We start from the raw sequence: 25,526 nt of genomic DNA, 5'->3' as shown, positions 1-25,526 counted from the left end.
ATTATCTAAATGCAATGGAATTCCATCTTAACTCATTTTTGATATTACGAATTGTAGTATCTTTATCAATTACTACACTTTCAATTCCCATACCTGCTGCCCAGTCTACCATCTGTTCAGTAGTCAAATCATAAGAAAATGCCGTATGATGCGCTCCACCTGCCAATATCCATGCCTCTGCCCCTGTTGAAAGAGAAGGTTCTGGTTTCCAGAATGCAGATGCAACCGGTAATTTTGGCATTGGAATATTTTGATCAAGACACTCTACTTCATTGATGATAAGACGGAAACGATTACCAAGGTCAACCAATGAAGTTGCAATACCTTTACCTGGTTTTGAAGTAAATACAAGACGTGCTGGATCTTCACGTTTGCCCATGGAAAGAGGTGATACTTTAATTCCTGGTTTTACCGCACTAATACTTGGGCACACCTCAAGCATATGAGCTTGTAAAATTCCTTCTTTTCCTGGAACTAGGTTGTAGGTATAATCCTCCATAAAGGAAGTTCCCTTTGCATCCTTCACTCCTTCTGTCATAATCTTCATCAATCGAACCATTGCTGCTGTTTTCCAGTCGCCTTCTCCACCAAAGCCGTAGCCTTTTTCCATTAAGCGCTGAATAGCAAGTCCTGGTAATTGCTTTAGTCCTGCTAACATCTCAAAGTTGGTTACAATTGCCTGATAATTTTTTTCGGTTAAGAAGCGTTCAAATCCAATTTCAATTCCAGCTTGTATTGCAACATGCTTTTTAAATTCTCCTGCATCTCTGCCTTCTAATAGAATTTCATACTTGTCATAGTATTCTTCTACCAAAGCGTTGATATCACCTTCTGATACTGCATTTACATATTCTGCAATGTCTGTAATATTATATGCATCAATTTCCCAGCCAAACTTAATGTGAGCTTCTACCTTATCTCCCTCGGTTACGGCTACGTTTCTCATGTTATCGCCTACTCTTAGTACACGAATATGGCTACTCTCCATCAAACCAATTGCAGTTCTCATCCAAGAAGCAATTCTTTCTTGTACTTGTTTGTCATCCCAGAATCCTACAATAATTTTTCGTTCAATTCCCATACGGCTTACAATGTGACCAAACTCTCTGTCACCATGAGCGGACTGGTTTGTATTCATAAAATCCATATCAATCGAATCATATGGAATTTCTTGATTAAACTGTGTGTGTAAATGAAGCAATGGCTTTCTATACTCTTGTAGTCCAAGAATCCATGATTTTGCTGGTGAAAAAGTGTGCATCCATGTAATAACGCCAGCACACGTATCGTCTGCATTTGCATCATTAAAGGTTTTACGAATGGATTCGTTATCAATTAAGGTCGGTTTTAATACTACTTCAAATGGTAAGATGCCAGACTTATTTAGTCCCGCTACCATTATTTTAGAATGCTCTGCTACTTCTCTTAAGCACTCATCTCCATAAAGACTTTGTGAACCAGTTGCAAACCAAAATTTGTACTGCTTTCCTGTTTTCATTGTTAATCCTCCTTTTATTTGACAAGTAATGCTAGTCTACTTGCTACTTTTATCGTTTTATGACAGACTTTCGAGTCGTAAGTTCAGGTGTAAACTCAAAGCTTTCCACCGTTGTCCTATTTCGTATCATCTGAATGAGACGATTGGCTGCCATCTTACCAAGCTCTATTTTTGGATGAGAAAGTGACGTAAGGGGTACTTTGCAGTTCTTTGCAATATCAGAATTGTCAATACTTACCATTGATAAATCCTCTGGAATTCTAATCTCTTGTTTGCTACATATTGCTACAATTTCTTGTGCCACCAAATCGTTATAACAAACACATCCAGTACTATCTTTTAAACGCTTTAACACTCTTCTTTGTTCTAAGGAAAGGTTTCTTACATCCTGCGTATCAATCCAAAGTACATTTTCATCGTATAATCGAAGTCCTGCTTCCGATAACGCCTTTACATAACCGGCATATCGCAAATGTCCTTGTCTATCATCCGATTTAAAAATACCAGCAATTCTTTCATGCCCTGCTTCAATCAAATGTTTTGTTGCAAGGTAACCTGCTTCTTTATCATTTAATGACACATATGGCAGATTGATTTCTGAATAATAGCTATTAAAAAAGATTGCAGGTATTTGCCTTTGCATCATTTCTTGATATAAGGCTACGTTTGGATTTGGAATGGCACTTTTGGTCGGTTCTATAATAATACCGTCTGCCATATTGCGATCCAATATATTCTTAATCACGCTATATTCTTTTTCCACACTATTATGCGTAAATGCAATTTGAAGTGTGTAGCCTGCTTCTGAAATCACTTCTTCCATGCCCTTTATGATGCTTGGGAAAATGTAGTCATCTACATAAGTTGTTATGACTGCGATATTCATGGTATTTTCTACTTTAGGATGAAATACATTGCTAATGTAAGTTCCGCTTCCTTGGCGTCTCTCAATGATATGTTCCTTTTCTAACTCACTGATTGCATGCCTTACTGTCTGTCTGCTCATCTGAAATAAATTTGCCAATTCATTCTCAGAATTCAGTTTTTCTCCGGGTTTAATTCTTCCGCCTTCTACTTGCGCTTTTACCCAGTCAACGATTGTCTTATATTTTGGCTGTTGCGTCATTTTTGCCTCCCGAAGAAACTTGTACGGTCAAGTTATCTCTAGTTGTATTTATATTCAATACATTTTATTAGATATTCACAAATATATATCTTATAAAACGTATTTCATATCTAAAATATATAATACAGACGCACAACTTGTCAATACAAATTCTTACTTATTTTTAAAATTTGTATTCTTTTTTCGACTATTTGTACATAAAAGGTGTTTCACAATAAATTAATTCTTATTTTTCTCGTATAAAGTGAGAAAAGGAGCCTGTGCAAACGACACGTTGGCTCCTTTTTTCTCTATGAATCTGCCCCAATCTGATATAAGGCAACCTCATTCGTTTCACGGTTTGCAGAAATTAAGATCATATTTGTATCTTTATAAAAAATCGATACATTTGCAGAACCACAATTAGAGTCAATTAACTGCATTTGATATTCCTTTTTTTCTTGGTCAAAGCGAAACAACATCAAATTCTGCTCTCCACTCCTATGACCTAGAATTAATACTGGTTTCTTTGCGATTACAGCAATACCAATTGCATGAAGAAATTTTGCTCTTTTTTCATATTCATATGTTAAATGATATTTACCTTCTTGCTTTTGGTATATTCGAATTTGGTCTCCATGAAATGGAGAAAGTACTACAAGTTCTTTTTCGCCATCTTCATCTAAATCAACCAAAACCGCATCACTTGCAGGTGAATCAAGAAGTTTTTTTATCTCCCATTCTCCCTCTTTGTCTTTTGGTGGGATAAACTGATAGACTCCATTTTCAGCAGAGATAATACTTGTCTCAACTCCTTCATCGACAACGCGATAATAGCCATGATTTTTAAGCATATTCTCTTTTAATACGGTAAGTTTAAGTTGATTGTCAATCGAAAATCCACTTAAATCCTTTGGAAGTTCTGCCACATATACTTTACCAGGCTGTGACCAGTCTTCTTTGTAGTCATGACCTGATTTTAACGTACACGCAATCAGATAATGGACACCATTTCTTTCAACAATATCAAATCGGTGGACATGCGGAAGTTCTACCAATGTTTCAATTTCCCACTTACCCCCTTCTTTTGCAGTTACAATTACAATCTTTGCCTCTTTGGAATCATTTGGTGAATAAAACTTTTGCGTTGCTAAAAATTGCCCATCACTATTTGGAATCTGTACCATACTCATCGTTCCACCTGGTTCCTTCCAGATAACGTCTCTTACATTACCCTCCATATCAAACAAGACACATTCATTCACCTTTTCTGCGGCTACTAAAAAATATTCCTTATTTTGATAAAAAAGAGGTGCAATACTATAGCATTTATCCAAAGAATAAATCGATTTCTTTTCAATGTTAAATTTCATCTATATTGCCCTTTCGCTTTCCATTTCTTGCTTATCAAGTATCGTACTAAGTCTTTGATGAGCAGAAATCAAATCCTCTTTCCAATTTGGATTACCTGTATACCAAAATTCTGCCACATATTTACGAACTCCAAAACTCCATGCCGCCTTAATCGCTTCTTCAAAGTTAACATGCCCCGCTCCATAAGGTATTTCTCTGAATTTACCAGGTGCTGTTTCCTTTAAATGCATTGCCACCAGACGTCCCTTTCCCATATACAAATCTTCTAAGACATCTGCTTTATAGGATGATGCAGCATTGGTTATATTACCGATATCAGGATAAACATTTAGATATGTGGAATTTACCAAAGTGACATATTTCATTGCCTTTTCAACCGTATTCATAAATTCCGTTTCCATGGTTTCAAAACCAAGAATAACGCCTGCTTTTTCTGCCATATTTGCGGATAGCCTTAAGTTATTCAAAAATCGTTTTTTTGTCTCAAGACTTGATTCTTCATAATATACATCGTAGCCTGCCACTTGTATAATACGAATCCCCAAATCATCCGCTAATTGAATGGCCTTACGCATAATCTCCATTCCCCGATTACTAACTGCCTCATCATTACTACCCAAAGGATACTTACGATGACCACTTAGACACATAGTACGAATGGGTACACCAATCTCCATCATCAATCGAACTAGATCAAGTCGTTCCTGCTTTGACATCTCCAGTCGTTTTAACTTTTCTTCCGATTCATCAATACTAATTTCAACAAAGTCGTATGAAGCCTCCTTAGCCGCCAACAGTTTCTCCCTCCAGCTTAACGATGACGGCATGGATTTTTCATACAGCCCTAATGTATATGCTTTTTCCATACTTGCCTCCAAATCCTTTGCGAATCAATGCTGGTGAAATGAAGACAGTAAACGATATTAAATCTCTTCTTTTTTTACCTGATAAACAATAACACCTTTACTTCTAAACTCATCTAAAATATCTTCTGGTGCCAGTTCATCTGTAATCAAATACTTTACCTTTTCAATCGAGCAGCTTATAAAACTGCTACGTTTTCCGATCTTGGTATGGTCTGCCATGACATAGACTGCCTCTGTAGAATGATTCACCATAACTTCATTGACGCTAACTTCACTTGCAATCTCTGTCATCATTCCAGAATCAGGTGTAATCCCAGAGCAACCTACAAATGCTTTCTTTGCAAATACCGTTGATAGATTTCGAATTGCATAGTCACCTACCATCGCATCCTTTGGATAACGAAGCTCCCCACCTGTTAAAATTACATTAATACCAGGACCAAATTCTTTGTTAATCACTTTTCCATTATTGGTGATAGCTGTTACGTTTGATGCTGCCACGTACGAAAGCATTTGAAGAGCATTGCTACTTGTATTAATGAACAAGGAATCACCATCTTCAACTAAAGTCGCTGCATACTTTGCAATTAGTCTTCTATAATAAGATACCTCATCTGGCTCATCTGGCTCCACCACCGTATTACTTTTTAGTAAAACAGCACCTCCATGGGTTCGTTTTAACAGCTTTTGCTCCTCTAAGTACTGGAGGTCACGACGTATTGTAATCAAGGAAACACTAAGCTTATCTGCCAACTCATTAACCCTTACATTTGGATTTGACTGTACAAGTTCTAAAATCTTATCTCTTCGATTATCTACATATATTTTTTCTCTCTTCATAGACTTCCCCTACCCTTTTGATTTAAAATATTATATCAGTTTTTCATATGGTTGTCATTTTATTTCATAGCAATCAGAAGCCTAACTACACCTTATCTCTTGAAAAGATAGTATATATCAATCTTCTTACAAAGGGGGCTTTCTTTGTGCCCCCTTTCGTTCGTTCACTGTCTGTTTCCTTATATCAATTCATGTTCTTTCATCTTCTCTTCAATTTCTTGCGCCGACATAATGTTTCGAAGACCGATTACCTTTGTTCCCTTTTGTTCGGCATCCTTAAACATACCTGTGAAATTTTGTGCGCAAAATACAACATCATACTGCATAGCTGCACTTTTTCCTTCTGAAAGTGCGCAGTGGTGAACTTTTTGAGGCTTTAGGCCCACTTTATCCAAAACTTTTTGCATAGCCATTTTCATCATTAAGCTAGAGCCTGCGCCATTTGCACAGCATACCAAAAAAGTTAAATTTTCTCTTGCCATCTACGTTCTCCTTTTAAAAATTACTTATTTATTTTCACTTGCTTTTTTTCTTTATATGCTTCAAAGTCCTCAGTAATTAAGAAATATTTATCTTTATCTAATCTATATTGAATCTGAGGAATTAAAATCATCACGATTACGATTGCAGCAATTCCAAAGTAACTTAAGCACTTCATTACCGCCGTCATTACAGGCCATACCACTGCCCAATCCCACATGCCAAGGTATCCGCCGTAGGCTGCCATTCCAACCCAGCCCGCAATAATTGCAGAACCAAATACCTGACAGATTCCAGAGATAAATGGAAGAATAAGCGCCGCCTTTGCACCACCTTTTTCATTTGCAAACACCGCTATGGTTGCATTATCAAAAAACACTGGAACGAATCCACAGATAACAAGTACTGGACTCTTTAATACAATCAGTGCTGCAATGGCAATAATCTGACCTGCAAAACCTGCTAAGAATCCAAGTGGAACTGCATTTGCTGAACCAAAACCAAAGATAACTGCACAATCAACACCAGGTATTGAACCTGGAAGTAATTTGTTTGCAATTCCTTGGAAGGACTGTGTTAATTCTGTTACGAAAGTACGAACTCCTAATTGTAGTATAGCAAGGTATACCGAAAAGTAAAGACATGTCTTAATTACATAAAACAACATACTGTCTGCTTCCTTCATAAATTCCTTTGCTACCAAATAATCCTTACCTAAAATTACAAGAATAATTCCAAAGAATGCAAGCATTAAGATAGAAGTACATACCATATTTTCATTAAAGATGGACATAAAACCAGGTAGTTCAACATCATCAAGCTTTTTCACTTCTTTTCCATTTTTCTTTTTACCAAAGAGTTTTTCTGCAAGCCAGTAGTTAAGTGCTACTCCAAACATCTGTTGATGTGCCATACAAAAGCCAGCTCCATCTGTCATCTCCTGACAAGGCTTAACCGTAAGGTTAGAACCAACCGCCCAGTATAAACCAAGAATCAATGCCATTACAATAAGCATTTTGATATCACTATTTAATAAGAATGGACATGCAAACATAATTAACCAATAGGCAGTTGCTGCTTGCTGTACCTGTACGTGACCCGTTGTAAATAAGGCACGAAGTTTTGTAACTTTACTAAAGCGAACCAATAAAATGTTAACAATAAAGGCAATTAGCAAAAGTATCATTGCCTGACCAAAGCCTTTTCCAAACACCTCTTCCACACCAGCTGTTACTGCGTTTTGCCCAAAATATGGATCAATTACCATTGCATCCATATTAAAACGATCCTTTAAACCAACTAATACAGGTCTAAAATTTGAAACTAGTCCTCCAGAACCTACCGTAAGAATCAAATAGCCTACAATTGCTTTGATTGCTCCTGCCAATACATCATACCATTTTTTTCCTAGAAGTATGTAACCAATGATTACGATTAAACCAATCATAAACGCCGGCTGTTGCAATATATTTGTTGCAAAATAATTCCATACATTCATCACTATGCTCATCCCATTCTCCTCCTAATTAACCCTTTAAATACCGATTATCGATTTCTAATAAATCTTTTTCATTTTCTGCTTTCAATAAAGCTTCAATCACCTGCTCATTAGAAAGCATCTCGGATAAACGCATCATGTTATTCAAATGTTGCTCTGGATTGCATGATGCCAGTGTAAAAAATAACCTTGCATCTTTTTCTCTGTCGTTTTCATCAAATTGAACTGGTTTGTTTAACTTCATGAAACTAATGGCTGTCTTATGAACTCCTATTGCATTTTCTTGTGAATGGGGCATTGCAACCTCAGGAATAATAACAATATATGGTCCATACTTTTCTACACAGGCAATGATATCGTCCTTATAGTTTGCTTCCACTGTTCCATCCGCCTCTAACACTTCACAGCTCATTTTAATGGCTTCTCTCCAGTCACTCGCCTCCTCTGCAAATTTATAATGTTTCATTTCTACAAATTCTTTTAACATAATCTCCTCCCAAAACTTACAGACAAGAACGAAATGGAATATTTTGAGGTGCCTCAAAGCAATCTTCAAATCCTCTTGGATGGTGATATGCTTTCTTTTCCTTATCAGCAGGATAAATATATTTGCCTCCTACTTCCCAAAAGAACGGATGAAACTGATAATCGAGTCGATCCTTTTTCATTTCATACAACACCTTGATTTCATTCACATCTGCCATAAAGTTTGTCCATACATCATAATGAATTGGAATAACTACCTTGCACCTTAATGCCTCTGCCATGCGAAGGATATCACAAGAAGTCATTTTATCTGCCATACCAACTGGGTTTTCACCGTATGAGCCAAAAGCTACATCAATATCATAATCCTTACCATGCTTTGCAAAGTAAATGGAGTAATGAGAATCCCCACTATGATAAATATTGCCTCCTGGTGTCTTAATTAAGAAATTTACTGCTTTGTCATCCATATCAGTCGGACAAATTCCTGTCAGTTCTTCTCTATCTTCCCCTTGTGAATCAGTTGTTACAAGACAAGTACGGTCAAATGAATCAAGTGCTACAATTTCAATGTCCTTCATCTTAATAACATCCCCAGGTTTTACCGTAATACACTGTTCTTTTGGAACTCCCCACTTTAGCCATAACTCAACTGATTTCTTTGGTCCAATAAATGGAACTGGAATCTCATTTCCATTTTCATCTACCGTCGTCATCTTACTTTGAACTACATGCGCGGCATACTCTACACTCATGTGGTCTTGGTGGTAATGGGTAGCTAAAACTGCATCTACTTTTTTGATTGCGAATGGATCAATAACGAATGGCACAGCACGAAGATTTGGCTGCATTTTTCTGGCACCGCACATATTTGCCATTTGATGGCCTACTTGCATCTTTCCATTCCCATGAGTTCTCTTTCCATTCCCACACCACAAATCAATGGTGATGTTGCAATCATTTGGGGTTTTCACCCATAGCCCAGTACATCCAAGCCACCACATCCCTACATTTCCTGGCTGAATGACTTCATCTTCAATCTCTTCGTTTAGCCAGGTTCCCCATTCAGGAAAAGTGCTCATAATCCAATTTTCCCTTGTTATCTCTTGCACACGACTCATTTTATTACCTCCTGAATTTTATGATTGTTTTATGTTCGTTTTAGATTGTTTTACTATGTTTATATGATATATGTTAGCATATATACTATTCATATACAATAGTTTTTTGTCATTAATTGTGGTTTTGTATAATATAAACGAAAATTAACACTTGTTTTTATGCAATTATTTTTCATTTATACGTACTTTATTGCACTTATATGTAGTTATCTTAACTTTTTGTTATTTTTATGATTGTTTTATGATTGTTTTGTTGCAGTAATCTATTATTAATTAAAAAAATATTTTTTATCATTTGCTTATATAGTATTTCTTATTCTGAAATCATCAAATTTTTATGAGTCCTATTTGCATAAAAATTATTTACAACACAACCTATTGACATTTATAAACAGATATTATAATATTTTCATAAGACAATTGTCGATAATGAAAGGGGGTAATTGGTTTGACTATGATGAAAAAGCTACCGGACGCGGAGTTTGACATTATGAAGGTGGTTTGGCAGTTAGTTCCTCCTGTCACCTCCACTATGTTAATGAAAGAATTAAATATGCACTCAGAGAAGGTTTGGAAACTCCAGACTGTCCATACTTTACTAGGGCGTCTTATAAATCGAGGTTTTCTTAAATCCGAAAAGACAGGAAAAGAAAGGTTTTTTACACCACTCATAGGACAAGTTGAATATTTACAATTTGAAACACAAAGTTTTGTTAAGCAATACCACGGAAATTCTCTTCTTAATCTTGTTAACACGCTATATCATGGGGAAGAATTAAGTGATGAGGATATTGCAGAGCTCGCAAAATGGGCAAAGGAGTGTAGGAGAATAAATGGATAAATTTATATTTCAACTACTGTACTGTTCATTCGCAATGGCAATCATCACTTTATTCTATACACTAGTTGTTACTTTCTCCAAAAAACAGCATTCACCAAAGGGATTCTATTATACAGGAGTGGTGATCCTTGTGGGGTACTTGATTCCCTTCAGACCAAACATAACTCTTCCTGCGTCAATGAAGTTTAGCTTTCGCGAATTTAATACAACAGACCCATTACTTCATAATTCATTTGTATCGCCTTTAAGATCTTTTAATCAAACTAGAGACAATATAACTATAGCTAGAAACGATACTTTTTTATTACAAAGCATTTGTTTTTTATGGCTCATTGGTGCTATCGGGGTGCTTGTACACCATATCATTCGATATATATATTTTATAAAGACCGTAAGACGTTGGAGCATCGAAATTATTGACGACCAAATGTTAGCTACATTCGATGGGGCAAAGGCTTATTATGGCATTTCATCTCACATCAAGCTTATGAACTGCTCCTGCATATCCAGTCCTATGCTTATTTCTTTGATGCACCCAACAATTCTACTACCTGATATTTATTTATCTACAGAGGAATTAAAACTTGTACTGAGTCATGAATTAGTGCATTTCAAAAGAAAAGATTTGTTTATTAAAGGCGCATTGATATTATCCCTTGCCATCAACTGGCTTAATCCAGCCATTTATTTATTCTCGAAAGTATTTACACATTTTTGTGAAATATCTTGTGATGAAACTGTAACAGAAAATCTAAGCGAAAGTGTTCGATATCAATACGTCTTGGTTATTATGCGAGTAGCTCATGGAGCTTTAAAACCAAACACTGTATTCTCAACATTTTTTTATGGAGGTAAAGAGAACATGAAAAACAGAATTTCATTCATTATGAGAACTTCCAACAAACGAATGAGCATTGCCCTACTTAGTATTTGCTTTATTTTAACTTTAAGTACCAAAATAGCCTTTGCTGCTAATTCCGAAGAGTTTATGAACACTTCCAACAATTGGAAGTCTAGCTTTCTTGTCATCAAAACAAATGAAGAGATTGAAAAAGAGATGGCAGAATCGTTTTCCATAAAATATAGTAACGATTTTGATGAAAACGATTTTCCAGAAATGATTATTACTTATGATGAGGATGGTATTCCTATGGTAACTAACCCTAGTAATTCCTTTATGAGAGAAGCAGTTATTGCAACTACCAAACACAAAAAGAATGGTTTTTATTCTTCTTCCGACTGTTCTAACTCAAGTCTAGTCTTTTGGACTTTAAAAGGTGCATCAATTCAAGTGATTGATAGTTCAAACACAACTACCGTTGCAAAAGTGAAATGCGGCGATTATACTGGTTACATAAAAAAATCTGATTTAAAATTTTGATTCGTAAATGTTTCATTTACATTTTTTATTATATAAATCAATCTAGCTTCATAAGCAATAGCCCAGTACACTTAACCGGGCTATTCGCTTTATCTGTCTAACTTTAATCTGTAATTATATTATTCATTTGATTTTAATGCCTCAATCATATCTACATGCTTTAATTTATTATGCATCACCCACATAACCAAGGAGGAGAATAGTATCGTTAAGATTCCAGCATAAATATAACTCGATGTTTTTAAGACATAACTAAACATCATATTATCTAAAGACGCTGTACTTAATACAAAATAATGCAATATTTTTCCTAAAAAGCTTCCAAAAAAGATACCAAACAAGGATAAAATAATATTTTCCCTATAGATATACATGGTTACTTCACCATCATAAAATCCAAGTACCTTTATCGTTGAAAGCTCACGGATACGTTCTGATACATTAATATTGGTCAAGTTATAAAGCACTACAAAAGCAAGCACTGCTGCTGCTATTACAATTACCAATACTACCGTATTTAAACTATCCATAGTTGCATCAAACGTTCCTATCATTGAAGTATTATACGATATTGCAAGTATTCCTTTGTATTGATTTAGCTTATTGGCAAGCTGATCCTCCCACTCTGGACTTTGATTGTAGCGAAGCAGAGCACCGTTAAAGGTAATTTCACCCTCCCCTAAACAATCAGCATACGTCTTAGGCGATAGGTAAATAAAGTGTCCCGCGTAATTTTCTGTTATTTTGGCAACTGGTACCTCAAAGGTCTGGTTGTCAGAATCCGTTAATGTAAGTATGTCACCAACCTTTACCTGAAACAAGTCGGATAGTTTCTCCGTAATTACTGCTCCCTCTTTTGGAATATCAAATACATCTGTACTTCCTCTTTTTTGAAGGGTTACATACGATGAAAAAAGAGCGGTATCATACGGCGCAATCACCATAACTTGTTGGGTATTAACACCTGTTTTTTTCACTTTATATAATTGATTAGCAATGAGAATAGAACCCTCGATGCCTTCCAATTTTTCAATCACATCTTTTGCTTCCTCTTTCTTTTCGCTTGAAGCATCCTCATCAAATATTACCATTGCCTGATACTTTACTATATCTTTATATTGTAACTTTGACATCAAAGATATCGAATCCCCGATACCAAATCCAGTTATCATAAGCCCCATACAACCCGCAATTCCAAATATGGTCATAATCATACGTTGCTTATAACGAAATAGATTTCTCATGGTTACTTTCTGTACAAAATTTAACCGATTCCATATCGGAGTGATTCGCTCTAAGAATATTCGCTTTCCAACCTTTGGAGCCTTTGGTCTCATCAGCGTAGCTGGTGTTCCTGTTAGTTCTTGGCGCAGTACAACCCATACAGAGATGCCTGTTGATAATACAGAAATGCCTACTGCCACTAATGCAATCCACAAGTAGGAATGAAACTGTTTATCGGGCAAATCATACATAGAACGGTAGGCACTAACAATGATTTTGGGTATACCATAAAATCCTCCCAGCAATCCCAAAATCGCTCCAATACTGCTTGCACCTAATGCATATACATAGTATTTCAAAGAAATTTCAAAATTTGTATAACCTTGAGCCTTTAATGTTCCAATCTGAACACGCTGTTCTTCAATCATTCTGGTAATGGTTGTTAAACTAACGAGCGCCGCAATCGCAAAGAAAAATGCCGGAAAAACTAACGAAAGGGCAGAAAGTCTTTTTGCATTGTCTGCATATTCATCATATCCTGGATTATCAGACCTTGATAATGCATAATAAGTAGGGGCTTTTAAATCATTTAATTCTTTTTCTCCATCTGCGATTTCCTTCTCTGCATCCGCAATCTTTTGCAGTGCATCTGGCTTTTTCTCTTGATACTCTGCCAATCCATCTTCATATTCTTTTTCTGCATCCAAAAGCTTTTGTTTTTCTTCTTCTAGCTTTGTAACTCCTTCCTCATATTCCTTCCAGCCATCTTCAATTTTTTGCTTTGCCTCGGCTAACTTTGCTTCCCCATCTGCTTTTGCCGCCTCAAATTCACGCGTTTTTTCAATGATGGTATCATTTCCATTGTTGATTTGCTCTTGCGCCTTATCTAATTGCTCTTTGGCACTTGCAAGCTCTGCTTGCTTTTTCTCCAATTCACTTTTGGTGGTTGCTATTGTTTTGATTCCTTCTTCTATCTGTGATAGGATTCCTTCCAAGGTTGTAACAATTGTCTCTCCTCCTATTTTCCCAGCAAAATAAGCCCTCCACAAGTCCCCAACTGTCTGACCATTCCCAAGAGAAATAGAATCTCCTGCCGCAATAAGAGCATTTTGTTGATCGGTTGGAATAAAAGAAGCAGGAACTTCTATTACTTGTTTTGTCTGCTCAAGGAATGCTTGTAACTGATTCTTTTGCGTAGTCAGCTCCGTTTCCTTTGCTTCAATCTCTTTTAACCCTTTTGCTATTTGCTTTCTGCCCTCTTCTACCTTTTTACGATTCTCATTGATTTCACTTTGACCACTTGCAAGCTGATTGCCTCCGATATCAAGCTGAGTTTTACCGTCTGCTATCTGCTCATCAAAAAGAGCTTTATTATCCTCATACTCTTTTTCTCCGTCTAGAAGCTTTTGTTTTGCATCCGCTAACGTTTTCTCTCCATCGGCTAGTTTAACTTTGCCATCTTCTATTTTCTCTTTGGCATCGGTTAGCTTTTTTTCTCCATCTAAAAGCTCTTGCTTTCCCTCCTCCACCTTCTTTTTCGCATCCTCTAATGTCTCTTTCGCTTCTTCTTTGATATCCGCAAGACGAGTGATGGCTCGTGTTTCAAAAGAACTTTCAATTTGTTTTTCATACTCGTTAATGATGTCCTTATATTGAGAACTGTAAGAATCCAAACCTCTTAGGCTCTTTAGCGTAAGATAGGCATCCGTATACACAGGCAGATTAAAATCTTTGTTCGAAATAACGCCAAATCCGTCTAAAAGCCCTTTCCCAACCGTACCACTACCAAGCTGTTTATCGGATATATACAGCGGGCTTTTGACAAATCCCACTATCTTATAATCTGTTTTGTGAAACTGCTCGGATAAATCGGTATCTTCGCTATCTGGTTTGAAGGTAACCATATCTCCTATCTGGTAAATAGATGTCATCATATCACTATACAAAAGAGCGATTTCACCACTCTTGCTTGGCAATTTGCCATCGATTACTTCAAATTGATTCAAGGTATTTCCTGCATCATAGGAAAAGATTCTTAACAGCCTATCTTGCTTTTGTGTGATAACATCTTTTGAATAACCGACTTCTAATGTATCTATGCCTTCTTGCTGTTTTATAATTTCAATGTCTTCCTCTTCAAGTCCCATCGTCGATACAATATGTATATCCATCAGCTTTTGGTTCTCAAAGTAAAGTTTGGCAGTTTGTAACATATCTGGTCCTGATGCATTTAATCCCGAAAAAAAGGAGACTCCAATTAAGATAAGTAATAAAATAGAAATAAATCTTGCCTTGGAGGTAAGAATTTCTTGAAAAATAAGTCTTGTTAATGCTTTTTTCTTCTTCATATCAGGCTCCTTACTACCATTCTATTTGTTCCACAGGAATAGGAGTCTTATTTACTTCAATGCTTCTAACCTTTGCATTGTGAATATGAATAACACGATCTGCCATAGGCGCGATTGCAGAATTATGCGTAATAACAATTACTGTCGTACCAGTCTTTTGACTCGTGTCTTGTAATAACTTAAGTATCTGCTTACCAGTCTCATAATCAAGCGCTCCAGTTGGCTCATCACAAAGCAAAAGTTTTGGGTTTTTTGCCAGTGCTCTTGCAATTGCAACTCTTTGCTGTTCTCCACCTGAAAGCTGGGCAGGAAAATTTAACTTTCTATCACTTAATCCTACTTGCTCTAACACCATATCCACATCGAGTGCCTCAGGGGATATTTGGGTTGCCAGTTCTACATTTTCCTTTGCTGTTAAATTAGGAACCAAATTATAAAACTGAAACACAAAGCCTACGTCTTCTCTGCGATACTTTGTAAGCTGTTTTGAAGAATAGGTCGCTATATCAACACCATCTACCAGCACCTTACCCTCATCTGGTGAATCCATACCACCTAAAATATTTAAAACGGTTGATTTACCTGCTCCACTAGGTCCAAGAATTATGGCAAATTCACCTTTTTCAATTTCAAAATTAATTCCATTATTGGCAACGATTGTACTCTCACCCATATGGTATCTGCGATATTCATTTATTATTTTTACATAGCTCATGACCGTCTTAATGCCGCCTTTCTACATCCTTCACTTGTTTTACCAAAATCATTATAGCAAAATCAACACAAGCAAATGTCCCACTTGTGTCATCTACTAAATAATAGTATACTAGTCATAAACAAAAAACAAGATATTCTTTTTAACTTACACAAAAAGGAGCATATGTGTCACTATGTATAAAAAACAAACAAGTACCGTTGCCTTACAATCTCAAAAGTGGATTGCCCAGGCTTTACTACGATTATTAGAACAATATAGTTTTAAAGAAATTACCGTTACACAAATATGCCTTGAGGCAGGACTCGTCAGAAAGACCTTCTACCGTAATTTTCGCACGAAAGAGGATATCATACACTACATCATCGATCAACTATTTCTATCGTTTCAAACTGTTTTTGACATTAGAACAACGCCGCCATTAGAAATATTTACTCACTACTATGAGTATTGGGCAAAGGAAAAGCGTCTTCTCACCATTCTTCATCGAGACGAATTATTTTATCTTTTAACCAGAAAATATGTGGAATATGTGGATTCAGTAAATCTATATTTCTTCCAATCTCACAACGGCGCTTTTGCAGAGCTTGAATCCTATGCGGTTCGCTTTATTGCTGGTGGCATGGTGTCTATTTTGGAACATTGGCTTGAATGCGGATTCAAAGAACCAATTGATAAGTTAACGCAACTTACTGAAACCTTGTTACTTAGTGCAAATATGTATTTATCCTCTTCACATCTAGATTGACAAACATCCAAAAAGCCAAAGATTAAGCAATATAATCTCTGGCTTTATTTTAACTTTATTCTGATATTTTATTTGTATTAGGCTTAAATAATAACGTAATCTGATGTAAAACACCCAATGCCCACGTTCCATATATAATTAATGCATATCTGTCATTAGGAGGTGCCCCATCTCCCATCGTAAACCACAATGCAATTATCACACTAATTGTTATGTAAGGTAATGCCCTTAATTTTTTCTCAAAACAGCCTCTTTGAGTCGCTTTATTTTTTCAGTTGCATCTGATTTGGTGCTGCCTTTTACTCCTATGTAGTACTTAATCTTTGGCTCTGTACCAGAGGGTCTGATACAAAACCATGCATCTTCTAATTCATAATACAATACATTTGATGCTGGCAGTAATATTTTCTCCGCTTCGTTTGTTACTACATTATATTTCTTTCTTATTTCGTAATCATAGATATACCTAACTTTAAAACCAGCAATATCCTTTGGAATACTTACTCGATAACTCTCTATCAACTTTTCAATCCACTCTTTTCCCCCAACAGCATGAAATGTCTGTGTAAATAAATCCTCCTTATAACATCCGTACTTTTTATAAATTTCCTCCATCTGATCAACAAGGGTCATGTTATGTTCTTTATAAAAAGCGGCAGCCTCACACATTGCCATAGCTGTCATAACTGCATCTTTATCTCTTACACAGGTTCCCAATAGGCAGCCAAAGCTTTCTTCAAATCCAAATAAAAATTCAAAAGATTTTTCTTCCTCAAATATCTTAATTTGTTCCCCAATGTATTTAAAACCTGTTAACGTCTCGATCAATGTTACATCATACTCTTTTGCCATTTTCTTTGCCATATCAGAAGATACAATCGTACTAATAATTGCTCCGTTTTTTGGCAAGATACCCCTTTTCTTTTTTGTGTACAACTGATATTCACATAGAAGCAACCCTGACATATTTCCATTAAAGGCTACATATTCCCCAGTTTTATTATCTTTTACATAAACTCCTAATCGATCCGCATCTGGGTCTGTGGCCAGAATAATATCTGCATCCACTTTTCTTGCAAGCTTTAATGCTAGTGTAAATACCTCTGGTTCCTCGGGGTTTGGATAACTAACCGTCGAGAAATTTCCATCTGGTAGTTCCTGTTCTTTTACAATATAAACTTGTTTAAATCCTAATTCATCTAAAATTCGCCTGATTGGTTTATTGCCGCTCCCATGAAGAGGAGTGTATACGATTTTTAACTTTGATGCCATGTTCAAAATACTTTCTGGATGGAGTATCAGCTTTTTTAAATCTTCTATATAGTCTTTGTCAATTTCCTCTCCAATAACATGATACAGACCTTTTTTGATGGCATCTTCCTTTTTCATAATTTGTATTGATTGATACTCTTTTACTAGATTTACCTCATTTATTATTTCTGCATCTCTTGGCGCTGTGATTTGGGCGCCATCCTCCCAATATACTTTATAACCATTGTATTGCGAAGGATTGTGACTTGCTGTAATCACCACTCCTGCAATGCAGCCTAATTTCCTAAGGGCATAAGAAAGCTCAGGGGTTGGCCTTAACGATTCAAAAATATATGAATTTATCCCATTTGCATTAAGACACAAGGCAGTTTCCACCGCAAACTCCTGCGAATAATTTCTTGAATCATACGCGATTGCAACACCCTTTTTTTCTCCCTTTTGTTGACAGATATAACGACTCAATCCTTGTGTTGCCTTTCGCACCGTATATTTATTTATACGATTCGTTCCAGCTCCAAGAATACCTCGTAACCCTCCTGTCCCAAATTCTAACTCTTTGCAAAAGCGTTCCTCGATTTCTTCTCTATTATCCTCAATGCTTATTAGTTCTTTTTTTGAATCTTCATCTAACCATTTTGAATTACGCCAATACCAATACTTTTCTAATGCATTCATATCTTTCATTTACAATTTTCTCCTCATGCTATAATAAATCTTTTAAACAAAGCTAGATATTTCTTTCAGATACTCTTGATTCTTACGAATGAGTTCTATTCTTTGCGCTACGCACTCTACTGATCGAAGAGGATCTTGCGGCGTATGAAATACATAATCAATCAGTTTATCCATGGTAGTTGTTGCTACATGCATTCTTGTATCGCTAGAAGCATAATAAATGAAAACATCTCCATTTTCTTTGGCAATCACGCCGTTTGTAAATACAACATTCGAGACATCTCCTACTCGTTCTTCCCCTAATGGTCCAATTAACAAACCAGATGGCTTTGCAATAACTTGTTGAGGATTTTTAATATCGGTTGCAAATGCATAAATTACATATCTAAGCCCTGCTGCTGTATTTCTTACACCATGTGCAATATGAATCCATCCTCTTTTGGTCTTGATAGGAACGGCTCCAGCTCCATTTTTAGCCTCCGTAATTGTATGATACTTTCGCATGCTCGTAATCACTTCTTCTTCAATCACTGCATGCTCTATATCGTCACAAAGTCCAAATCCAATTCCTCCGCCACTTCCTGTATTAATAAAACCATCCATAGGACGTGTGTAAAAGGCATACTTTCCATTTACAAACTCTGGATGTAGAACCACGTTTCTTTGTTGAGGCGAACGCAATGTAATTAGATTATCTAACCTCTCCCATTTTTTTAAATCTTTTGTGCGAACAATCCCAGCCGCTGCAACTGCCGCCGATAAATCCTCCTCTTTTGTATCCTTGCTTTCCGAACAAAACACTCCATATATATATCCATCCTCATGCTTTGTAAGACGCATATCATAAACATTCGTTTCCTCTTTGCACGTATCTGGTAACAAAATTGGTTCATCCCAAAAATGAAATCCATCTATTCCAGTGTCGCTTTCAGCCACCGCAAAAAAAGACTTTCTATCATTTCCCTCAACTCGGGCAACAAGATAAAATTTTCCATTTAATTCAATCGCCCCAGAATTCATCACCGCATTCACGCCTAAGCGTTCCATAAAATACGGGTTTGTCTCAGGGTTTAAATCATATTTCCATTCAACCGGAATATGATCTCTTGTTAGAATCGGATCTTTGTATCTGTCAAAAATCCCATTATAGAATTCACTCTTTTGATTTTTCTTTGCAATTAGCTTCTCTAGTTTATTCTGTTCCACATAAAACTGTTTATGTAACATCACAAAATCCTCCTCATTATTTCAATACACATTCTTCCATTGTGGTAAGGGCATTTCCAAGGTTCTACAATTGGCATCGTTTTTATCACTTTTCCCTCTTTGTCCAAAGCCCAAAACCACTCCGCTCCTTGTCTTTTATCCACTACATTCTCTTTAACATACTCCCACAACTTATGTACTGCTATTAAATACTTTTCATCAAAAGTCTTTTGGTATACATTGTAAAAACCTACCATTGCTTCCGCCTGTACCCACCAGATTCTACTTTGATCTTCGATTCCTTTAAACTTTTCATTTTTCATCGAGCCATCGCCATTTAAGGCATTCTTGTATACTGCATGAGCCAATGCTGTCGTATACGCTTTTGTTTCCTTCACCAGATTCTTTTCTTGTACGACGTCACAGGCGTAATCCAACAGCCAAGAAGCTTCTATATCATGCCCATAGGAATAAAGATCAGAAATCGTATGGAACTTCTCGTCAAAAAAGACCTCCAGTCGAACTTTTTCTTGATTATAAATTCTATTTTTAAATATTCTAAGGATTTCTTCTAATCTTTTTTTCACCTTATTTTCTTTTCCCACTCGATATAACTGCGTATAGGCTTCTAGAATATGTAAATGCGTATTCATTGTTTTGTCTGCTAGCAGTCCATTTTCGGATAATTTTTCGTTACTTTCAGGCTTCCAGTCTTGTGTAAATGACTCTAGGTATCCATATTGGTCCACGCAGGTAGTTTCCAGACGTTCAAACAATTGATAAGCAAAATCCAATGCACTCTTATCTTTTGAGGCTTCATAATAAGACGCCAGCGCATAGATTGCAAACGCTTGGTTATAAGTATGCTTCGTGCTATCTGCAACTTTTCCATCATAAGTTACAGACCAAAAAACACCTCCATACGTTTTGTCAAGAAAGACATTTTTCATATAGTAAAAAGCATGATTGGCTTCTTCTAATAATGTGGTATCTCCCAACGCAGTATATGCGTTTGAAAAAAACCATAAAATACGACTATTTAAAATACAACCCTTCTCGTATTCTTTCTGAACTTGCAGGTTAAAATCCATATAACCATAATATCCTCCAAAATCGTCGTCTCTAAGCCCTTTCCAAAATGGAATAATCTTTTCTTCCAGATGTTGTTTTACTTCTTCTTTTAGACTCATGCTATTAATCTCCTTATTATTAGATTAACGAACTCCTATTTCTGTATCAGTTACAGATACCTTGCTATGTTCTTTGATATAACAAATCAGTTCATCAACATATGCAAACGCAAGCCCAACATAGCTATCAGCCGCACCATAGTAGATTGCAATTTTACCTGTTTCACTATCATGAATTGTCGCACATGGAAAAGTTACATTTGGTACAAATCCTCTTTCCTCATACCATTCTTCTGGGGTGAGCAAAAAATTTTCACAACGATATTTCACAATGGAGGGATTGTCAATATCCAGAATAGCTCCTCCAATGCTGTAAACATATCCATTACACGTTCCACTTACACCATGGTAAATCAAAAGCCACCCTTCACTTGTTTCAATCGGAGCAGCTCCGCCTCCAATCTTTAAAGACTCCCACCACATACTACTTTTTCCCATAACGTGGCGATGTTTTCCCCAATATATCATGTCTGGACTTTCCGATAAAAATATGTCTCCAAATGGAGTATGCCCACTGTCACTTGGTCTGGATAGCAATACAAAATTTTCACGTATTTTTCTAGGGAATAAAACCGCATTCCTATTAAATGGAAGAAATGGGTTTTCAATTCGTATAAATGATTTAAAGTCTTTTGTTTTTGCCATTCCGATTGCTGCACCATAAAAATCCTGACACCAGATTAAATAGTATGTATCTTCAACCTTCACAAGTCTTGGATCATAAGCATACACAGGCATAAATTCATTTCCATCTTCATCTGTAAACTGTATTTTCTCTTTCTCAAACTCCCAATGAATCGCGTCCTTACTTCTTCCCATATAGATATATGGTATTCCATTTGTCTGTTCTCCACGAAATACACCTACGAATTCATCTTGATAAGGAATGACTGCACTATTAAAGATTCTTGCTACTCCTTCAACAGGATTCCTTCCAATAATAGGATTATTGCTATATCTCCAAATAGGTGCCCCTGTTATATTATGTGGTTTTTCCTGCCATGGTACGTTAGGTACTTTAGAATTTAAAATTTTAATGTTATTCATTTTTATCTCCTTTTATCTATATGTTTATGATTTGTTTTTTCATGCTATATTTATTCTTTCACAGCCCCTGCTGCCATTCCTCCATACACTTGTTTCTGAAAGATAAGGAATATAATCAAAATCGGTATAATGGTAATTAACACACCTGCGCAAATGTAGTTATACTGATTTCCATAAGGTCCTGTAAAGGTATAAAGCGCAGTTGATATCGTCTTTAAATCGGGAGTCTGCAAATAAAGATTTGACATATAATACTCATTATAGATACCTACTCCTTTTAGTACCATGGTTGTGACAATCGCAGGTTTTAATAACGGAAATAATATTTTAAAAAATACACCAAAATAGGTACAGCCATCCATAATAGCCGATTCATCCAAAGATACCGATATATTCTCAAAAAACTGCAGAAAAATGTAAATCGAAATAATATCCGTCCCCATAAGCACAATCATATATCCATAAAGATGATTAATAAAACCAAGTTTATGCATAATCTGGTAAACGGTTACCTGCGTTGCTATTCCAGGAATTAACGACGCAAACATAAATAAATTACGGATGAAGGCATTTCCCTTAAACTCAAAACGATTTAAAACATAAGCAAGCATTGAACCTATAAATACAGATGCAACCAATACAACAACCAACACCAAACCCGTATTAAGAAACCCCCTTAACATATTAGCCTGTTTAAATGCCGTTACAAAATTATCAAAATTTAAGAAGGATTGAGGTCTATCTAGCACTGATGTATTGGCATATTCCTCATTCGTTTTAAAAGCTGTCAGTACACAAACCAAAACAGGTATCAGCGCGATTATTGACGCAAATATTAATGATATATATTTTATTATTGTAAATATAAATGTACCAAGTTTCATTTTCTTCAATTTATGTTCACTCCCTTTCAAGCATTCTTTTCAACTTTTTTTCTTCATTTTTTCTCCGCCTAACTGCACTCTTTGATTCATCTGCCGTTCCATCATCAAAAACATAAGCAAAAAATAATTTTTGCATGACAGTACATATGATAATAATAATAAATAAAATGATGGCCATTGCACACGCCAGACCTACTTTTTGATTTTCATGAGCCAAGCGATTCATTATAACAAAGTAAGTACCCGTTCCCATGGTTCCGTTCGTAATTACATATGGCGGTTCAAATGCGCTAAGAGAGCCACTAATTGATAGAATCAAATTCAATACGATAATAGACTTAATACTTGGTAAAATAATATAGCGAAACTGATGCCACTTATTAGCACCATCTAAACATGCCGCCTCATATAAATCAGGTGATACCGACATCATAGCGCCCAAAAATAGAATTGTGTTTTGTCCCATATACCTCCATACCGATGTTGCTACCAACGATATATTATTAATTCTCTTATCTTGAAGCCAATATGGTATACTTTCTGCATTAAAGCCTAGTCCAGTCAATATGGTATCCAACACAAATCCTCTTGCATAAAAAAATCGAAAAATAAACCCTACTGCAATTCCACAAATTAAATATGGAAAAAAAATTGCTCCCTTAAACACCGAACTGCCTTTCACACCAAACACCATCATGGTTGCAAAATAAAGCGCAAGCACCAACTGTACCAAGGCTCCCCCCATATAATAAACACTGACAATCAGTGATTTAAAACAATCATCTCTTCGAAAAACATCGATGTAGTTTTGAAATCCAACAAACTCTCGTGGACCTATATATTTCATTTTATAAAAACTAAATTCAATCATTTTAACAAAGGGAATCCCTGTAAATACCACAAGCAGAGTTAAGGGAATAATCATAAACGTTATAATAACCATCAATTGCTGACCCTTTTTGCTTCTTAGTTTACTTTTTAATGACACTTTACTAGTCGAAACAGATGTCATTTTATTACTCATAAAAACCTCCTTAATATAGTCACAGAAAGGCAATTGCAATATATCGCAATTGCCTTTCTATATTATTTTACTCTTGAACCTGCATACCTAATATCATTTGCGCATTCGTCCATCTAGTATTCCAATCATCCATAATTTCATCTAATGTTTTTGTACCATAAAGAGCTGCTTCTAATATTTCACTTTTTGTATAATCATTTTTGTTGATTCCTATTTCACTTTCATTGTTTACTTCTTCAAAAAAATCTTCCTCTCCCTCTTTTGCAGGATTATTGGATAGTAATTCAACACCCTCAAAATCAGCCAGCGTCTTAGGAAGTTCTTTTGACTTTAAGGCTGGAATACTTCCCTCATCCTCATAAATAGAAGATTCTTCAATCAGCCATTTTACATATAACATAGATGCTATCTGATTTTCTGTAGACACTCGATTATTGATACCAAAGCTATAGTTTCCTCCTGCACCAGCATACTGTGTTCCCTCTACCGTTATGGGAAACGGCATATAAGCCACATCATCTGCATTCGCTCCTGCATCCTTACATTGCTGTACAGCCCATGATCCTAATACCATAGAAGAAATTTCTCCATTGTTTAACAATGATTTGGACGATTCCCAATCGCTGCTTGCTGGGTCTTCTTCAATCAACCCTCTATGAACAGCTTCATATAACACGTAGTAAACTGCATAAGGCCCTGTCATTTGTTCATTTTTTTCAAATGGATTCTTAATATGTACAATATCATTCATAAAGTCTGGGCTTCCAGTGGCTGTAATTCCAATGTAGGAATCCCACTGTCCCATTGGCCATCCAGCAGCAAAGTTGCTATACAAAGGAATCGCATCCGTATTCTCTTTTATTTGTTGCAAGCATTCCAAAAAAGCATCTGGCGTTTTTGGCACTTCCTTTATTCCCGCTTTTTCCCAAACTTTTTTGTTATAAACAATTCCACCTGCTGTTCCACCATTCGCAATACCGTATTGCTGTCCGTTAAATGTCTTTTCAGAACAGAAATTATAGATTTTGTTCAAGGTATCAAAAGCGCCAAATGTAATAAAATATTGTGGTAGTTCACTCTTATCAACAGAAGTAGGAATAAAACAAATATCCCCCCAATCTCCTGCTGTTAACCTTAAATTTAAGGATTCCTCATAATCAGTAACCGCTTCATAAGTTACCTTAATATTAGGATATAACTTCATAAACTCTTCAGCATATCCTTTATATACCGTATCAACAATATCAGTTCTATTTGTAAGAATTTTAATTGATGCAGACAAATCTTGATAATCTTCTCCCAAATGAATCGCATCAATCGTAGGTACAACACTATTTTCTGATACTTCATTTGTTCCCGTAGCCTTTGCAGCTTCTTTGTCATTTGTGCCTGTACAGGCAGTTAATGAAAAAACCATAGCCGTAATAACACTAAACCCAATCATCCTTTTTCCTAGTTTCATAATAAAACCTTCACCCTTTCTGTTGTTAACATTTAATTAATTTATTGCTTAATTAATTAATTAAAATTTTAATATAAAATTAAATTCTTTTCAATATCTTTTTATTTTTTCGTGATATATAATTATTTTTTATTTGTTTATTTGTGTATTTTTTACAAGTTTAAGCGCATTTTTAAATTAAATTTTTTTATTTAATTTAATTTTTTTAACTTGGTTTAATGTCTGTTATATTAAATCCATT

General features: G+C 35.8%; 22 protein-coding genes. 3 read left to right on the top strand and 19 right to left on the bottom strand.

All coding sequences use genetic code 11. The features are described 5' to 3' along the window. Nucleotide 1: 1 nt before the first annotated feature. The 9 genes from araA to ulaG all read right to left on the bottom strand — a co-directional run bounded on the left by araA (nt 2) and on the right by ulaG (nt 9,268). Nucleotides 2-1,498: an L-arabinose isomerase gene (araA, locus tag F7O84_RS15390; protein ID WP_151147271.1), complete on the bottom strand. Its 1,497-nt coding sequence runs from the start codon at nt 1,496-1,498 to the stop codon at nt 2-4. Between the two features lie 49 nt (nt 1,499-1,547). Continuing rightward, the gene (locus F7O84_RS15385) at nt 1,548-2,624 is read right to left on the bottom strand and encodes a GntR family transcriptional regulator (protein ID WP_151147269.1); all 1,077 of its coding nucleotides are present in this window, start codon (nt 2,622-2,624) and stop codon (nt 1,548-1,550) included. A gap of 290 nt (nt 2,625-2,914) precedes the next feature. Next, nucleotides 2,915-3,976 (bottom strand): hypothetical protein, encoded by a 1,062-nt coding sequence (locus tag F7O84_RS15380; protein ID WP_151147267.1) that lies wholly within the window; start codon nt 3,974-3,976, stop codon nt 2,915-2,917. Next, on the bottom strand, nt 3,977-4,843 hold the full coding sequence (locus F7O84_RS15375) for an L-ribulose-5-phosphate 3-epimerase (protein ID WP_151147265.1): 867 nt from the start codon (nt 4,841-4,843) through the stop codon (nt 3,977-3,979). Nucleotides 4,844-4,900: 57 nt separating this feature from the next. Next, complete coding sequence (locus tag F7O84_RS15370) at nt 4,901-5,683, bottom strand: DeoR/GlpR family DNA-binding transcription regulator (RefSeq protein ID WP_151147263.1); 783 nt, start codon at nt 5,681-5,683, stop codon at nt 4,901-4,903. A 179-nt stretch (nt 5,684-5,862) separates the two neighbouring features. After that, complete coding sequence (locus tag F7O84_RS15365) at nt 5,863-6,165, bottom strand: PTS sugar transporter subunit IIB (RefSeq protein ID WP_151147260.1); 303 nt, start codon at nt 6,163-6,165, stop codon at nt 5,863-5,865. A 20-nt stretch (nt 6,166-6,185) separates the two neighbouring features. Beyond that, a complete protein-coding gene (locus F7O84_RS15360) occupies nt 6,186-7,673 on the bottom strand; it encodes a PTS ascorbate transporter subunit IIC (protein ID WP_151147258.1) in 1,488 nt (495 codons plus the stop codon). Between the two features lie 16 nt (nt 7,674-7,689). Further along, nucleotides 7,690-8,148 (bottom strand): PTS sugar transporter subunit IIA, encoded by a 459-nt coding sequence (locus F7O84_RS15355; protein ID WP_151147256.1) that lies wholly within the window; start codon nt 8,146-8,148, stop codon nt 7,690-7,692. Nucleotides 8,149-8,164: 16 nt separating this feature from the next. Further along, entirely contained in the window at nt 8,165-9,268 is a 1,104-nt protein-coding gene (ulaG, locus tag F7O84_RS15350; RefSeq protein ID WP_151147254.1) for an L-ascorbate 6-phosphate lactonase, read from the bottom strand. 454 nt (nt 9,269-9,722) lie between these two features. On the opposite strand from ulaG, the gene F7O84_RS15345 reads away from it, so the two are divergent. Continuing rightward, nucleotides 9,723-10,109 (top strand): BlaI/MecI/CopY family transcriptional regulator, encoded by a 387-nt coding sequence (locus F7O84_RS15345; RefSeq protein ID WP_330578807.1) that lies wholly within the window; start codon nt 9,723-9,725, stop codon nt 10,107-10,109. Further along, nucleotides 10,102-11,490 carry a M56 family metallopeptidase gene (locus tag F7O84_RS15340; protein ID WP_151147249.1) on the top strand — a complete coding sequence of 463 codons (1,389 nt, stop codon included), beginning with the start codon at nt 10,102-10,104 and terminating at the stop codon, nt 11,488-11,490. The genes F7O84_RS15345 and F7O84_RS15340 overlap by 8 nt, the downstream gene beginning before the upstream one ends. Before the next feature lie 119 nt (nt 11,491-11,609). On the opposite strand, the gene F7O84_RS15335 is transcribed toward F7O84_RS15340, so the two are convergent. Both F7O84_RS15335 and F7O84_RS15330 read right to left on the bottom strand, forming a co-directional pair. After that, nucleotides 11,610-15,062, bottom strand: coding sequence for an FtsX-like permease family protein (locus F7O84_RS15335; RefSeq protein WP_151147246.1), 3,453 nt, complete (start codon nt 15,060-15,062; stop codon nt 11,610-11,612). A gap of 13 nt (nt 15,063-15,075) precedes the next feature. After that, nucleotides 15,076-15,777 carry an ABC transporter ATP-binding protein gene (locus tag F7O84_RS15330; RefSeq protein ID WP_151147243.1) on the bottom strand — a complete coding sequence of 234 codons (702 nt, stop codon included), beginning with the start codon at nt 15,775-15,777 and terminating at the stop codon, nt 15,076-15,078. A gap of 175 nt (nt 15,778-15,952) precedes the next feature. On the opposite strand from F7O84_RS15330, the gene F7O84_RS15325 reads away from it, so the two are divergent. Beyond that, nucleotides 15,953-16,525 carry a TetR/AcrR family transcriptional regulator gene (locus tag F7O84_RS15325; RefSeq protein ID WP_151147240.1) on the top strand — a complete coding sequence of 191 codons (573 nt, stop codon included), beginning with the start codon at nt 15,953-15,955 and terminating at the stop codon, nt 16,523-16,525. Between the two features lie 55 nt (nt 16,526-16,580). On the opposite strand, the gene F7O84_RS19055 is transcribed toward F7O84_RS15325, so the two are convergent. The 8 genes from F7O84_RS19055 to F7O84_RS15290 form a co-directional block, all read right to left on the bottom strand. Further along, complete coding sequence (locus F7O84_RS19055; RefSeq protein WP_192451787.1) at nt 16,581-16,727, bottom strand: hypothetical protein; 147 nt, start codon at nt 16,725-16,727, stop codon at nt 16,581-16,583. Nucleotides 16,728-16,753: 26 nt separating this feature from the next. Next, nucleotides 16,754-18,472 (bottom strand): phospho-sugar mutase, encoded by a 1,719-nt coding sequence (locus F7O84_RS15320; protein WP_151148090.1) that lies wholly within the window; start codon nt 18,470-18,472, stop codon nt 16,754-16,756. A gap of 42 nt (nt 18,473-18,514) precedes the next feature. Beyond that, nucleotides 18,515-19,699: a glycoside hydrolase family 130 protein gene (locus tag F7O84_RS15315; RefSeq protein WP_151147237.1), complete on the bottom strand. Its 1,185-nt coding sequence runs from the start codon at nt 19,697-19,699 to the stop codon at nt 18,515-18,517. Further along, nucleotides 19,699-20,868, bottom strand: a complete 1,170-nt coding sequence (locus F7O84_RS15310) for an AGE family epimerase/isomerase (RefSeq protein WP_151147235.1) — start codon at nt 20,866-20,868, stop codon at nt 19,699-19,701. Before F7O84_RS15310 ends, F7O84_RS15315 begins: the two co-directional genes overlap by 1 nt. A 24-nt stretch (nt 20,869-20,892) precedes the next feature. Beyond that, nucleotides 20,893-21,915, bottom strand: a complete 1,023-nt coding sequence (locus tag F7O84_RS15305; RefSeq protein WP_151147232.1) for a glycoside hydrolase family 130 protein — start codon at nt 21,913-21,915, stop codon at nt 20,893-20,895. Nucleotides 21,916-21,965: 50 nt separating this feature from the next. Next, nucleotides 21,966-22,799, bottom strand: a complete 834-nt coding sequence (locus F7O84_RS15300) for a carbohydrate ABC transporter permease (RefSeq protein WP_151148087.1) — start codon at nt 22,797-22,799, stop codon at nt 21,966-21,968. A gap of 16 nt (nt 22,800-22,815) precedes the next feature. After that, nucleotides 22,816-23,823, bottom strand: a complete 1,008-nt coding sequence (locus tag F7O84_RS15295; protein WP_243140914.1) for a carbohydrate ABC transporter permease — start codon at nt 23,821-23,823, stop codon at nt 22,816-22,818. A gap of 67 nt (nt 23,824-23,890) precedes the next feature. Further along, nucleotides 23,891-25,285 carry an ABC transporter substrate-binding protein gene (locus F7O84_RS15290; RefSeq protein WP_151147230.1) on the bottom strand — a complete coding sequence of 465 codons (1,395 nt, stop codon included), beginning with the start codon at nt 25,283-25,285 and terminating at the stop codon, nt 23,891-23,893. Between the last annotated feature and the right edge of the window lie 241 nt (nt 25,286-25,526).

The sequence above is a fragment of the Candidatus Galacturonatibacter soehngenii genome (assembly GCF_008830185.1).
In the GTDB taxonomy this organism is placed as follows: Bacteria; Bacillota; Clostridia; order Lachnospirales; family Lachnospiraceae; genus Lachnotalea; species Lachnotalea soehngenii.
This window is presented reverse-complemented; position numbering and strand designations above follow the sequence as displayed.